We start from the raw sequence: 13192 nt of genomic DNA on the forward strand, positions 1-13192 counted from the left end.
GCTGGCTTTGGCTCGCACCTTTGGCAAAGTTAATCGTCCGTCGCTTCTCCCCCTAATGCCTATGGCCTATGGCCTTTTCTAATTAAAAGTATATTTCAAAAAGTGTTTAGGTACTGAAAACTTTTATTTTTAGAATCAGAAAGATAAAAAAGTGAGGTTCAACGGCAGAAATTTTTAGAGCATTTATAACTTATAAAAATGTATTTGTCCTAACTTTATAACTATCAAAATGTTCACTAAAATTGTTAATAACTGTGTTGATAACTATTTTGTTTTTGTTGAAAACTTATCGCTTTATTCCGTATCTTTGCCCCAGCAACTAAGGAAAAAACACTTCCCCTTTTTAGGGAACTTATAAAAGCAACATTATTCAATGCGTTATAAATGAGTGATTTATATAAATCACTCAGCACTTTCTTTCTCTCTAACTAAAAGAGGAGGGTTAAAAATAAACTCATTAGGCTATGTTTGTATTATATAAACATTCCTTATACATCACATACTTGAAAATTGTTAATAAAATAGAGAAATTAGTGACCATTATCATTACAACTTGGAAGCTTAATGCTCGAGAAATTAAAATTTGTATCTGAAATAATAATAAAATAAAAAATTATGTCTAAATTCACTAAGCTTACAGCTGAACAGCTTCAAACAAAGCGTAATTTCATCGAAAATTACCTACAATCTCACAATGCCGCTACTGGGTCTCTCTTCGATGCCAATGCCAATGTGGCACATAAAAACATCGCTACGATGGAGGCAGAACTCAATAAAGATATCAATATCCAAGTGAACCGTTCGCTCGTGTCTCACAAAATCGAACAGCTCTTTGGCAAAGAATTAGCCGATGAGTATATCCGTCAGATTGAGGAACACGAAATCTACGTGCACGACGAAACAAGCCTCAAACCTTATTGTGTGAGCGTTTCGATGTATCCTTTGCTCTTGGACGGGCTCGTAAAACTCGGCGGTGAAAGCAAAGCTCCGCAACACTTAGCAAGCTATTGCGGGTCGTTCGTAAACTTCCTCTTTTCCGTTTCCTCACAATTTGCAGGAGCGGTAGCCACAGTAGAGTTCCTAATGTACTTCGACCATTTTGCGCGTAAAGACTATGGCGACGATTACCTCAATACCCATCGTGAAGTGATAGAAAACGAACTGCAACACGTAGTATACGCTATCAATCAGCCAGCAGCAGCACGTGGCTATCAGTCAGTATTTTGGAACATATCGCTGTATGACCGCCCTTATTTCGACTCGATGTTTGGTACATTCGTTTACCCCGATGGTAGCAAACCTTCTTATGAGTCTTTAGACAAGCTCCAACAGTTCTTTATGCATTGGTTCAATATCGAGCGCACCAAGGCGATACTCACCTTCCCTGTAGTAACCGCAGCAATGCTCACTAAGGACAAACACGTGTACGACGAGCATTTTGCGCGCTTCTGTGCCAAAGAACTCAGTGAAGGGAATGCCTTCTTTATATATCAATCAGATAACGCCGATTCATTAGCAAGTTGCTGTCGTTTGCGCAATGAAATTTCCGATAACACCTTTAGTTATTCACTTGGGGCAGGAGGTGTTTCTACTGGTAGTATTAATGTGATAACCATTAATATGAATCGCCTTTACCAAAAACACTTGTCGTTGGAACGCACCTTAGATAATATCCATAAATACCAAGTAGCTTATCGTGCTATTGTTCAGGATTACAAAGATGCGGGTATGTTACCAGTGTACGATGCGGGCTTCATCTCACTTGATAAACAATTCCTCACCGTTGGTATCAACGGAATGGTGGAAGCTGCAGAGTATTTAGGTATTCGTATTTCGGATAATCCCGACTATAAAGCATTCATCAACAAGAACCTCAAACTAATTTACGACAAAAACAAGGAAGCTAAAGCCAAATACGGCTTTATGTTCAATACCGAGTTTGTACCTGCCGAGAACTTAGGCGTGAAGAATGCTGCTTGGGACAAAGCCGATGGCTTACAAGTGCCACGTGATTGCTACAATTCGTATTTCTATATTGTGGAAGACAGCTCTCAAAACCTTATCGATAAGTTCTATTTGCACGGCAACGACTATATACAGTACTTAGACGGCGGTTCGGCTTACCACTGCAATCTCGAAGAATACACCACTGCCGAAGGTTTTTATAAGTTGCTAAATGTAGCCGCTAAAACGGGTTGCAACTACTTCTGCTTTAATATATGCGTAACCGTGTGCAACGATTGTGGCTATATCGATAAACACACGCACGACCACTGCACCCATTGTGGTTCTGAAAATATCGACCACGCGACACGGGTGATAGGCTATCTCAAACGCATCACTAATTTCTCTAAAGACCGACAAAAAGAAGCTAAAATACGTTACTATGGGAACGCTACGGTATAGCAGTTACGATATAGTCCTCCAAGAAGTACCCAACGAGATATCCCTGTGTTTTACCATCACAGGGTGTCCGTTAGGCTGCGAAGGTTGCCATTCCGAATATATTTGGGACGGTAGCAAAGGTTGTGCGCTTACTAATGAAGGTTTGGAACAACTGCTTAGCAAGTATGAAGATATGATAAGCTGTGTGCTGTTTATGGGAGGCGAGTGGCAGGTAGAGACCCTGCTCTCGCTTATCTTTCAAGTGAAGTGCAAACGGCTGAAAACGGCACTCTATACAGGGCTCAACCTCAAGCAAGTACAGCGCAAATACCCTGAGTTGTTAGGGTGTTTAGACTACATCAAAACCGGCAAGTGGTTACCTAAACTCGGTGGACTCGATAGCCCCACCACCAATCAAGAGTTTTTAAACCTACAAACCGGAGAGGTGATGAACAAAGTGTTTTTAAAGGTAAAAGGAAAAGCCTGACTGCAAGCGTAGCTAGGTGTGTGAATAAGAAAATAATACCAAGATTTCACACGTACGGCTATCTCCTCTTTTATTGTCGCTTGTGTGATGGGAGGATAGACTACAAACATACGAAAGACAAACAGGAAGTAATAAAAAAAGAACGACTGAATTCAGTCGTTCTTTTTTTATTACTTGTTTAACACTCTCCTTAGGGTAAGGGTGGCTAATACTAAATATACCAAACACAGTGCCCACATTCCCAGCCAATATGGCATAATGGTAGTGATATGAGCTCCCATCTGGGTAATAGATATAAAACCCTTGCTCCCTAAAGTAGTAGGTACAATATACGAAAAAGCACTCAGCCATTCAGGCATCGCTACGGTAGGCCACGAAAAGCCAGTAAGCATCACCGCAGGCAAAGAGGTATACATAATGAGCATAATGGCGTCTTCACGTCGATGTAAAAAGTTCAGCAAGCAAAGTCCCATAAATACAATCGACAGGATAAATGGTATCATAAAAACCATAGTGCTTAGTATCGTGCTACGTACAGGAATGCCAAACAGTGGCATTATAATTCCTAAAATAATGAGTAATATCACCATTGAAAAGGCTAAATAAGTAGTAGCTTTCCCCATTACAATAGGCAAAGCTCCCCAGAAACTATCGGAGTTAGGATATATTTTTTTAAGTTTATTCCCCTCTCGCATCGTTCCTCCTAACATACCTACGGCAGTGAGTATGGTAGTTTGAAAGATAATCACAAGCACTATGGGAATAAGGAAAGTAGCATAACCCAAAGAGGGATTGTATAAGCTCACTACTTGGGCACTCACGGGCATTGCCTCATCGTGCGCTTGGGTAGGGAGTTTGCCTTGTGCCGAAGTGCGTTTCACCTCAACTCCTGCATTCAGGTAAGTAGCCGACACTTTAGCGGCGGTAAGTATTTGCTTGTAATAAAGCATATAGGAAGCATCGGCATAGACCGATATAGTGGGTTGTTCTCCGCGTTGTAGGTCACGTGCAAAACCGTTGGGAATGGCTACTATCCCCCGTATTTTCTCCTGCTGAAAGGCTTTTTCAGCTTCGGTGAGGTTGAGGTAACTGCTGTAAATAGCGGTCTGACTCGTAGCATCAATCATACGCAACAACTGACGGCTTTGCGCAGTATTATCCTCATCTACTACTCCAATAGGAAGCTCTTGCAAAGTCTCTTCGGAATAGAGATAAGTATAGATAAACGACACCGCAATCGCTACAATTACAAACGAAAAGAAAACCGCTTTGTCGCGGAATATATATTTGGCTTCCCAAAGCATTGCACGAGTAAAGTCGGCTGAACTTTGATATATATAACTTCTAAATTGTTTCATATCCTCCTGATTTAATCTTTTTCACAAACATAGGATAAGCCACTATAAGCAACAGTCCAAAGAGCAACAATGCCAAAAGTGGTTGCCACGTCATCTCTATAGGAATACCCTTAATGGCGCGATTTACATAGTATTTCATAAAATGAGCATACGGAAAGATTTGCGCTAAATACTGCAAACTCTTAGGTAGCCCTTCCATAGGAAAAGTATAAGCCGCAAATGAGAAGGCAATCGCTGTAAAACCACTGCCTATGGTAAGTGCCGACCTAAAATTAGGCAATATAGAAACGAGTGCAATACCTATAATCTGATAGATTACTACTAAGGCAAAAGTAATAAGCACCACATTCAGCATTGGGATATGCAAAGGAGCCCCGATAAGCTCAAAGAGGAGGTAATTCATCCACCACGCTACAAAAAGGAGCACTAATGTATAAGGGAAGAGTTTCCCCACAAGGGCTTTCAGCGGACTGCCACCTGCTTGTTTGAGCCACTGTTTCCCTCGATGGTAGCGGAATTCTACTCCTAATACATACACCGTAACCATCATTACAATCATTTGGAGCATCATTGGCAAGAGTGCTGTGAGCAGGTAATAGGCATAATTAGAATAAGGATTGTATAGACCGTGGTCGTCTACCTTTACGGGTTGAGCTTCGGCACGTACCTTCTCGGTTTGTTGCCCTTTTTGCATTTTCTTCTTCATCACCAAGCCTGCTGAGAACATCCCTACGGTAGTTTGGAAATCCTTTTGGATAAGACTTGCCCCCAGCATAAACTGACTATTGGTATAGCAAATCACCGATTGGTTTTCACCTTTAAAAAGTTTTTGCTGAAAGTCGGCAGGGATAACGATAAAGCCCATTATCTGCTGTTGCTGGATAAGTCGTTGGGCTTCTTTTTCATCGGTGAGTTTGATTTTCAGGTTGATGTTTGGAGTAGCATCGAGCATACGCAAAAGGTTTTCGGACAGCTGGCTCTGGTCGTAATTGATATACGCCATAGGGAGGTCGCGTGGTACTCCTTTGTAGAATACCGCCGCAAAGAACCCAAAGATAACCAAGGGAAACGCCAAAACGTAAAACAGCCGTTTGGGTGATAGGAAAAGGTTCTTGCATTCTTTTTTAAATAAATACATAATTAATTTGTCAATTAGCTAATTAGTTAGATTTCTTCAGCGTCTTCTAAGTTTTCTATTAAGATAGGGGCTTCTTCTTTAAAATGAAAAGAAACTCCATAAGGCTCGCAAAAGCTGAAACCACCTCCGGCAAAATGCAATATCCATTCTTTGTTGTCATAGAATAGGAACTGCGGACTTTCAAAAGGAACTTCTTGCAAGGGAACACTTAACAATCGTTTTTCTTCTTCTGAAAGATGAAAGCCATCTGAGCATATCAGCAGTTGTTCTTGAAAATAAGAAAGAGCTTTGGCAACCAACTTATCTGCGCTGACAAGGATTTTTTCAATAAAAGCAATAGTATCAGGTGCGATGGTTTTACTTTTGCTAAACACAGAAAAAGGTAGCTGTAAAGTTTCTTTGTAGAAATCACTTTTCCACTGATATGAAGCCTCCCAAAAATAGTCGTCTCTCACTTTTTGTGAGAAAGTAAGAGTGCCAAACTTGGTGGTATAATTAGATGTGTTCATTGCTTTAACCAATTAACTTCTTCTTTACTAAGGAGAAAGTATTTATATACAAAGTTTTCGCAGGCTTCTTGTTCGCTATTAAAAGACTGTTCATCACAGAAACAACGAGTATCGGCGAGGCATACCACCCATTGGTATTGGTTTTCTCGTTGCAGAAAGCAAGTGTTGCCCACAGCTACATTTCCTTGCTCAAAAGTATTTGTTTTAAAATAACACTGAGCAGGGTTATAGTTCAAGGCTTCTAAAGCTTGTAACAACTCTTTGAATGTGAGAATAGGGAGTTGTTCTTTTATCTGGGCTAAAAGTTGTTGTCTTTTCTTCCTTTCTTGTTTGTTTTTTATAGAAAACCAAATGAATATAAACGCCCAAGCCAAAACAGCTATTGATAGAGGGGCAAGTATATTGTAATTCACAAGAGCATTCCACATAGGCTTTTAGGTTTATTCAGATATAATGAACAAAATTGAGGCTATTCTGAGGGTGATTTTGTTATTGTCTTCTTGTTTTTAACGAGTGTTGTAATTCCTAATACAAAAAATAATACCCAAGAAAGTACCACAAAGATACATTTCATAAGAGAAAAATAGGGCGCTAAGGTCTCTATCCATAAGTTTTCAGGATAGTGTGTGAGCATTGTAATGGTACTAAAATTTTCTGAATAATCAGAAATACCTCCTATTATTGGGAAGTATGATAAGAAAAGGAGCTTTCTTTGGCTGAGTTTTTCTAAAAAGAAACGTATCAGTTGATAGTAGGTAATAGCAAACAGACCGGGATATATCATATCCACAGGAATTTGTCGGTATAAATAGAAATGGCGACCTTCTTCACCTAAACGCTTAAATAGCTCTTGAATGTAAGTAGCATCATAAAACGGAGGCACATCTAAAATATCCATTCCTCCAGCCATTGCTTTAAGAGCTGGTACGGTTACCAACATCAAATAGGCATATACTGAAGTAGTAATGATAAAAAGTATCCAAAGTTTTTTCTTTTTCATTTCTAATTAATTTTTGTTGTTTTTCTAAATTATCACGGATATTCCCAATCCTAAGAAAGATTACGGAGTTTACACCCCTAACGCTTCTCTTTCCTTCTTTGGTACTTTGGCAAGTACTTGGTTGTAAGAGTGCTGTACCATTTCTTTGATAAGGACTTCGGGAAGACTCTCTAAAAGGATGGTATTCCAATGTTTTTTATTCAGGTGATAGCCTGCTACAATCTTATCGGGGTACTGCTCGCGGAGCTCTACCGCACGCTCAGGTTCGCATTTGAGGCTAACACTCATAGGCACGCGGTTTAGGTTCATCAGTGCAAAGATATGATTTGCTATACGGAAGACCAAAAAGTCCTCCCCGAAAGGCATATCCTCAGTAGTGTGAGGTAAAGTTAAACAAAAATCTCTAAAGGTTTCTATGTTCATTTTGTTTAGGTAAGAGATAAGAGGTAAGAGGGGGCTCGTTCCTCATTATCAATTGAATATAAGACTACATTTCCGACACTCTCTTGCGGTAGCCTCTTGGTGAATACACTTACACTTAACCTTCTCTTATCCTTCGCTCATTGTTCGCTTAAGCTATATGCATCTTACTCCCTCATTAAACTGTAATCTCCACCATATTGCCATCAGGGTCAAGGATAACACTTTCGTAATACCCATCACCTGTGGTACGAGGAAGACTAAAACACACATAGCCTTCATTTACGATTTTCTGAGTAAGCGCATCAACCGCTTCTTTACTCCCTACACTGAAAGCAAAGTGTATAAGTCCTTCATTCATTATCTTGTCCAAACGTTCACTAAGATTGGGGCGCCACATAATTTCTAAGCGAGCTCCACTATCAAAACTTAGAAAGTAGGTATGCAAGTCCGTTTTAGGATTATGGTACAACTCGTTTGATTTTGCCCCGAAGAAAGTCTCATAAAAGGCTTTAGAAACTTCCAAATCTTTTACATATAAAGCGATATGATCTATTTTCATAGTGATATTTTATTAATGAGTCAATTAAGCAGTTTTTACCATTTTGTATTTCTTCCTTTCTCCCTCTACAGTTGCTACTACTTTAAAACCAAGTTTTGTATAAAGACCTTTAGCTATGGGGTTGTCATCAAATACATTTAGGCTAATAGAATGAACTCTTTTATCCTCAAAAAGCATTGCGATAAATAACTGCATTGCTGAGGTACCTAATCCTTTTCCTGTAAGCGAAGGATTGATAAGAAATCTACCAATATGTACGTTGCTCCCTTCTACTCTTATTTGCTGAATCATCCCTATAAAACTACCCTCTGCCTCAATACGATAACAATGAGACAAAGCATTGAGCTCTTCCATTGTAAGAGGATACTGCAAAGCATCTCCTGCCCATTGTTGCAAGAAATCAGCTCCTTTGCTATTTGTCCAATGTATAATAGCTTGCTTATCTTTAGTTGATAACCCTTCAGTTATTCTCATTTTTCACTTACTAATACCGACATTCCGGGTCTTAAATCCTTTACTTTTTGGGTAGGGTAGGCTTTGATAGCAAAAGTTTTCTTGTCGAAGTCGCCTTTGCTTTTGGTAGCTGTCCAAGTGGCAAAATCGGCTTGTACGGCGATGTGTTTTACTTCCAACTCTATCTCCTGATTGCCAAGGGCGGGTACGATGCCTTTGAATTTAGTGCCTATCTTGAAGTCTGCCATTTTATCTTCGCGTATGTTGAACACCACCCACTCGTCTTGGGTATCGATGAGGTTCATCACAGGGTAACCCGCATTCACGATTTCGCCTTCGTTGGGGATAATGGTTTGTATCTCGGCATCGGCAGGGGCAAACACTTTAGCACCATCTTTATAGGCATTTACCTCAGTAATGACCCCTTGCGCTTGGGCTACAAGGGCTCGGGCAGCGGTTTTATCCTCTACACGAGCTCCGTTTTTCGCCATTTCGTATTGTGATTTGGCTGCTTCGGCTTGTTTTTGTAAGGCAACCATTTGGGTATAAGCCTCATCTTTCTTTTGAGCAGGCAATACCTTTTCGTTATAGAGGTTGCTCACACGCTGATAGGTTTTCTCAGCGAGCTGGGCAGCTGCTTCGGCTTGTTGCCATACATTGTAAGCCCCTTGAATCTGTTCGCTACGAGCACCGCGTTGTGCTTTATCGGATTGAGCTTGTGCTGCCAAACGTGCTGCTTCGGCTTGAGAGAGTTTGGCATCGAGTTCAGTGCTTTCGAGTTCCAAAAGGAGGTCGCCTTTGTGCACTTGGTCGCCTTCCTGCTTGTAGATAGCTTTCACCCTACCAGGTACTTTTGGGGCAACGTTGATTTGTTTGGCTTCTACTTGTCCTTGCAAATATACAGGTTCGCGGTTACTAAAAAAGTAGATAGAAAGAATAAGAACTACTGCAAATACAGTGATTGTTACAATAAGACCGGTGATGTTTTTCTTTTTCATTGTTTATTTAGTTAAGAGTTTATGAGAGGCACGAGCTACAAGCTCGCGCCAGCGTATGATTATCAGGGTAGTCAACTTTGCCAAAGTCTAAAACTTTGGCAAAGTATAGCGATATAAGAGGTAAGAGCATTTGTGTCGCTCTACCTTACTTGTTCGCTGAATTTATCGCTCATTCCGCAGGTTTCGAGGAGCTGGGCGAGGGTTTTGTCCATTTCAAAAAGGGCTTGGTAGCGTTTGATTTTGATAGAAGCCAAATAAAGGTTGGCATCGGCTACATCGGTGGAGGTGGAGAGACCTTCGGCAAAAGCTTTGTCGCGGGCACGTACGAGCTCTTCGGCAAAACGCAAACTCTCTTCTAAGCTGAGGTATTGCTCACGTTGCTTTTCAATCTCGGTGTACTGTTTTTTCACTAAGGTTTGTACGTCTTTTTCGGCTTGTGCAGTGATGAGCTCCACACTCTCACGCATCGCTTTGGCTTGGGCTATCTTGTTCTTGTCCTGTAAACCGTTGAAGAGATTCCACTGTAACCCTACACCCACTACCCAGTTATCGGGTTCGGTTAAAGGTAGATTTTCGCTCCACAAGTACTTTTTACCTACTACGGCTACATCGGGCAAATAAGCGGATTGTTGCGCTTTTACGCTTTGGGTAGCCATTTGGGCTTTCAGTTTGGCTTGCACAATCATAGGGTAGTGCTCTTTGGCTTGCTGTTGGTAGTATTCAAGCGATTGAAGAGGTGCCACCTCAAAAAGTTCGGTGGTGAGGGCAGTGAGGGGTTGCTCGGTAGTGCCCATTACGCCATAGAGCGCTGTTTGCGCTAATTGTATGTCCTTTTCAGCAGCCATCACCTCACGCTCGGCATCGGTAACGGCTTTTTTAGCTTGCATTGTTTCTACGGAAGCTATCATTCCGTTTTTTTCGAGCTTTTGGGCATTTTCATAGTGATGTTGCGCTGTTTCAAACGACTGTTTTCTCACTTCCAACGCTTTTTGAGCTAACTGTACTTGAAAATAACGTTCCGCCAACTCACTGATGAGGGCATTTTCGGTTTTTTTGCTCTCTACGGTGGCTATTTCGGTGTTGAGCGCACTCACACGATTGCCTACACGCACCTTTCCACCAGCAAAAAGCACCCATTTGGCATCGGCGCTTACTTTCCAAATGTCTTGTTTCTGGAACTCATAACGCCAGTCTTGGGCAAAAAGCGGTTGTATTCTGCCAAGTAGCGGGGCAAAAAGCGGACGCATAGGAGCAGGCACTTGGGTTGCGAATCCCTGTAAGCCACTTTGTAATGGCGCCTTATACTCGTTAAAGCTCAACGAAAGCGGGTCGGAGAGGTGCATATAGCTCGCGTTAAGGCTCAGTTGGGGCAGATAGAGCCCACGGAATGACTTGCGGTTATAATCGGCTGCTTCGGTTTGTTTTTCGATGCCTTTGAGTTTTTGGTTGCCTGAACGCATCTGGCTAAGCGCATCGTCGAATGAGAGCGATTGCGCTCGTAATGAAGCTGTTATCCCTATAACGAAGAGGCATAGTAAAGTATATTTTTTCATAAAAGGAAACTTTTTATTTCTACGGGGCAAAATTACGGCGATTTTTCCAGATGAACGACTCGTTTGTTTGCAAAGTTTTTAAGATAGATTAAAAAATAAAGCCTCTTAATTTATTTCTTCTCTATTTGACAGCCGTATGACTTTGTTTTATCAAAGGTTAAAATATATCGTTTTCCTTGGTAGGTGAATCTTACCCCTATTTGAGCTGTATTTTCAAAGGTTTCAGTGCGGGGTAAATCGGGAAGAGCTGTATCGCCTACTTGGATAATATGCATAAACAAGTCTTCTTTAGAAGCTGTTTGTGGGCTCACTTCTATACGCCAATGTCCCAACTGTGGGTGATTGGCAGGAGGGAGATTCATATTATACCCGTAATCTTGTGGAGTGAGTTTGGGTAGAGGCCAGTTGCGTCCGTCAGACCAGAAATCCTTTCCACTTCCACCTATTTTAGTAAGTGTAGCATTGGCAGGGAATAAAGTACGGCAAATCATCTTGCCTCCGTCGGAGGTTTCCGAGAACTCCCTGCTACCTTTCATCACAGGTTCGTTGATGGTGTGTATCAGCCACGTTTTGGGATAATTTTTGTCGGTAGATGTTACCCTATCGAACACTACAAAAAGGTCGGGGTAGAAATATATAAATTCACGCACGACTAACGAGGCTTTTTGGCTGTTGTAGCTTTTAGTAGCATCGGAGGCGAGATATACATAATCGTCAGTGATACGCTTCTCTTTCAGCACAGAGCCTAATATGTTGTTTTGTCCGCCATCGTTGGGGATAGGTTCGAACTTGTTTTCGGTAGAAGCCCCTCCGCCCCAGTATTCGGGCATTTTTTCATTGGGCATTCTGATGGTTACGCAGTTATGGGCTACCGTACGGGCGTAGTAATGCGACAAATGCCAGCCAGGTTCGGGGCGGGTGCCTGTATCTAACGCACGGTAACCTTTTTTGTAGATAGTGAAATGATTATTATCGAAGTGCTTGTGGTAAGAGGTTTTGCCTCCGCTCACAAAAAGAGCATAAGTGTCGTTTTCGCCCGTTCCTGAACGCATAATGACTTCTCCCGTACCCTCGAAATACACGGCACCTTTACCCGAAGGTGTCGCTCCCTGAGTTCCTTGAGGGTATTTTTGTAAGAACGGCATAAAGGGTAGTCGTTCTGTATAATGTTTCTTATTGAATAAGCCTAACAGGCGTTGTATATTGGTAGAACTTCCATAAAGAGAGGCTATCTCTCTCAGGTGATAATTGATGTCTCTTTCGGGGAGCAAGCAATCGTAGTGATAACTGTCGCCAAAGCCAAACTCGCGATTGTTTGGTAAGCGATTCCAATCGATATAGTCCAAATATTTGAATACGTAGTTGAGCCTTTGAGAGAGGTCTACGCCTGTGGCTGCGCGATGACTGCGAATGAAATTGAAATCGGCGATAGGATAAGCACCTAACGAATAGCCTACACACCCTGTGACAGCCCCTCCGCTCATACCGATAATATCACGACGATATTCTGCCATTTTCATATTCAGGGCAAATCCCTTTTGAAACATATCTTCACAGCGTGCGTTATCAATACCGTCGTTGTGAAAAGTAATACCTATATACCACGGTAGGGCATCTGTGCCATAAAACCCTGTATTGTATCCCCCTGTATTCTCCCGATTGCGCTCTGGGCGTAATCCTTTTCCGTGCCAAGCAATATCCATCATTACCTGATAAAGAGGTTTGCCTATTTGCTCTCGTTCTTTGGGGGTTAAGTAGTCGTAAATCCAATCATAAGCGCATAATGCATTGATTTGAGGAAACACATACCAATCAGCATTCAAGTTGTGACTTACCCGAAGGCGGTAATATTCAGTGATTTTTTGTAAGAATTTTTTGGTATAGTCGAGATATTTCGCTTCACCCGTTATCAAATATAATATGGCGACTTGCGATACTTTAGAGATTTTCAAACCGTTATCAGTACCATTCACCGCGGTAGGATTTTCAAAAGAGATAGGTTCATTTAAGAGCTTATCCACATCTCTTTTAGTTTCGGTATACGTATCCAGAGCCGAGCTTTGGGCAGCGTTTTTGATATTCGGAATATCTTCTTTAGTAATAAAAAGGCGTGGGTGTTCGGTGCGAACAACGCCTGTTATCTCTTGCTCATCAGGGTCTGTATCTTTACGACACGATAGCATCGCTATTAACAGAGTCCATAGCATCATAAATACTGCTTTTTTCATAAGTAAAGAATGTTTTTAGTTTATTTAATTGTTCTTGTTGCTTTGCTATATTTAAGGTGAGTTCGACGTAAGAAAAGTGTAGCTTACGCTACAGAAATCTT

Annotated in this window: 13 protein-coding genes; 2 read left to right on the top strand and 11 right to left on the bottom strand. The window is 41.4% G+C overall.

Annotated features, from left to right (window positions below; translation table 11 throughout):
* The first annotated feature begins 615 nt into the window (after positions 1–615).
* The gene (gene nrdD, locus HMPREF9072_RS07025) at positions 616–2406 is read left to right on the top strand and encodes an anaerobic ribonucleoside-triphosphate reductase (protein ID WP_009750577.1); all 1791 of its coding nucleotides are present in this window, start codon (positions 616–618) and stop codon (positions 2404–2406) included.
* Positions 2387–2872, top strand: coding sequence for an anaerobic ribonucleoside-triphosphate reductase activating protein (gene nrdG, locus HMPREF9072_RS07030; RefSeq protein ID WP_009418616.1), 486 nt, complete (start codon positions 2387–2389; stop codon positions 2870–2872). The genes nrdD and nrdG overlap by 20 nt, the downstream gene beginning before the upstream one ends.
* A gap of 170 nt (positions 2873–3042) precedes the next feature.
* Here nrdG and HMPREF9072_RS07035 read toward each other — a convergent pair whose 3' ends face one another.
* The 11 genes from HMPREF9072_RS07035 to HMPREF9072_RS07085 form a co-directional block, all read right to left on the bottom strand.
* Positions 3043–4230: an ABC transporter permease gene (locus HMPREF9072_RS07035; RefSeq protein ID WP_009750578.1), complete on the bottom strand. Its 1188-nt coding sequence runs from the start codon at positions 4228–4230 to the stop codon at positions 3043–3045.
* Positions 4217–5368: an ABC transporter permease gene (locus tag HMPREF9072_RS07040; protein WP_009750579.1), complete on the bottom strand. Its 1152-nt coding sequence runs from the start codon at positions 5366–5368 to the stop codon at positions 4217–4219. The genes HMPREF9072_RS07035 and HMPREF9072_RS07040 overlap by 14 nt, the downstream gene beginning before the upstream one ends.
* A 26-nt stretch (positions 5369–5394) precedes the next feature.
* Positions 5395–5877 (bottom strand): hypothetical protein, encoded by a 483-nt coding sequence (locus HMPREF9072_RS07045; RefSeq protein ID WP_009750580.1) that lies wholly within the window; start codon positions 5875–5877, stop codon positions 5395–5397.
* A complete protein-coding gene (locus HMPREF9072_RS07050) occupies positions 5874–6305 on the bottom strand; it encodes a hypothetical protein (RefSeq protein WP_009750581.1) in 432 nt (143 codons plus the stop codon). The genes HMPREF9072_RS07045 and HMPREF9072_RS07050 overlap by 4 nt, the downstream gene beginning before the upstream one ends.
* A 41-nt stretch (positions 6306–6346) precedes the next feature.
* Entirely contained in the window at positions 6347–6877 is a 531-nt protein-coding gene (locus tag HMPREF9072_RS07055; RefSeq protein WP_009750582.1) for a hypothetical protein, read from the bottom strand.
* Positions 6878–6946: 69 nt separating this feature from the next.
* A complete protein-coding gene (locus HMPREF9072_RS07060) occupies positions 6947–7300 on the bottom strand; it encodes an MmcQ/YjbR family DNA-binding protein (protein WP_009750583.1) in 354 nt (117 codons plus the stop codon).
* 175 nt (positions 7301–7475) lie between these two features.
* Positions 7476–7859, bottom strand: a complete 384-nt coding sequence (locus tag HMPREF9072_RS07065; RefSeq protein WP_009750584.1) for a VOC family protein — start codon at positions 7857–7859, stop codon at positions 7476–7478.
* Positions 7860–7883: 24 nt separating this feature from the next.
* The gene (locus HMPREF9072_RS07070; RefSeq protein ID WP_009750585.1) at positions 7884–8333 is read right to left on the bottom strand and encodes a GNAT family N-acetyltransferase; all 450 of its coding nucleotides are present in this window, start codon (positions 8331–8333) and stop codon (positions 7884–7886) included.
* Positions 8330–9310 (bottom strand): HlyD family secretion protein, encoded by a 981-nt coding sequence (locus HMPREF9072_RS07075; RefSeq protein ID WP_009419600.1) that lies wholly within the window; start codon positions 9308–9310, stop codon positions 8330–8332. The genes HMPREF9072_RS07070 and HMPREF9072_RS07075 overlap by 4 nt, the downstream gene beginning before the upstream one ends.
* Positions 9311–9450: 140 nt before the next feature.
* A complete protein-coding gene (locus HMPREF9072_RS07080; RefSeq protein WP_009750586.1) occupies positions 9451–10863 on the bottom strand; it encodes a TolC family protein in 1413 nt (470 codons plus the stop codon).
* A 110-nt stretch (positions 10864–10973) separates the two neighbouring features.
* A complete protein-coding gene (locus tag HMPREF9072_RS07085; RefSeq protein ID WP_009750587.1) occupies positions 10974–13091 on the bottom strand; it encodes a heparinase II/III family protein in 2118 nt (705 codons plus the stop codon).
* Between the last annotated feature and the right edge of the window lie 101 nt (positions 13092–13192).

The sequence above is a fragment of the Capnocytophaga sp. oral taxon 324 str. F0483 genome, assembly GCF_000318315.2.
Lineage (GTDB): Bacteria > Bacteroidota > Bacteroidia > Flavobacteriales > Flavobacteriaceae > Capnocytophaga > Capnocytophaga ochracea.

Bases quoted from the DNA above. Each gene is read 5' to 3' on its own strand.
- nrdD (WP_009750577.1), top strand. From the start codon at position 616: ATGTCTAAATTCACTAAGCTTACAGCTGAACAGCTTCAAACAAAGCGT.
- nrdG (WP_009418616.1), top strand. From the start codon at position 2,387: ATGGGAACGCTACGGTATAGCAGTTACGATATAGTCCTCCAAGAAGTA.
- HMPREF9072_RS07035 (WP_009750578.1), bottom strand. From the start codon at position 4,230: ATGAAACAATTTAGAAGTTATATATATCAAAGTTCAGCCGACTTTACT.
- HMPREF9072_RS07040 (WP_009750579.1), bottom strand. From the start codon at position 5,368: ATGTATTTATTTAAAAAAGAATGCAAGAACCTTTTCCTATCACCCAAA.
- HMPREF9072_RS07045 (WP_009750580.1), bottom strand. From the start codon at position 5,877: ATGAACACATCTAATTATACCACCAAGTTTGGCACTCTTACTTTCTCA.
- HMPREF9072_RS07050 (WP_009750581.1), bottom strand. From the start codon at position 6,305: ATGTGGAATGCTCTTGTGAATTACAATATACTTGCCCCTCTATCAATA.
- HMPREF9072_RS07055 (WP_009750582.1), bottom strand. From the start codon at position 6,877: ATGAAAAAGAAAAAACTTTGGATACTTTTTATCATTACTACTTCAGTA.
- HMPREF9072_RS07060 (WP_009750583.1), bottom strand. From the start codon at position 7,300: ATGAACATAGAAACCTTTAGAGATTTTTGTTTAACTTTACCTCACACT.
- HMPREF9072_RS07065 (WP_009750584.1), bottom strand. From the start codon at position 7,859: ATGAAAATAGATCATATCGCTTTATATGTAAAAGATTTGGAAGTTTCT.
- HMPREF9072_RS07070 (WP_009750585.1), bottom strand. From the start codon at position 8,333: ATGAGAATAACTGAAGGGTTATCAACTAAAGATAAGCAAGCTATTATA.
- HMPREF9072_RS07075 (WP_009419600.1), bottom strand. From the start codon at position 9,310: ATGAAAAAGAAAAACATCACCGGTCTTATTGTAACAATCACTGTATTT.
- HMPREF9072_RS07080 (WP_009750586.1), bottom strand. From the start codon at position 10,863: ATGAAAAAATATACTTTACTATGCCTCTTCGTTATAGGGATAACAGCT.
- HMPREF9072_RS07085 (WP_009750587.1), bottom strand. From the start codon at position 13,091: ATGAAAAAAGCAGTATTTATGATGCTATGGACTCTGTTAATAGCGATG.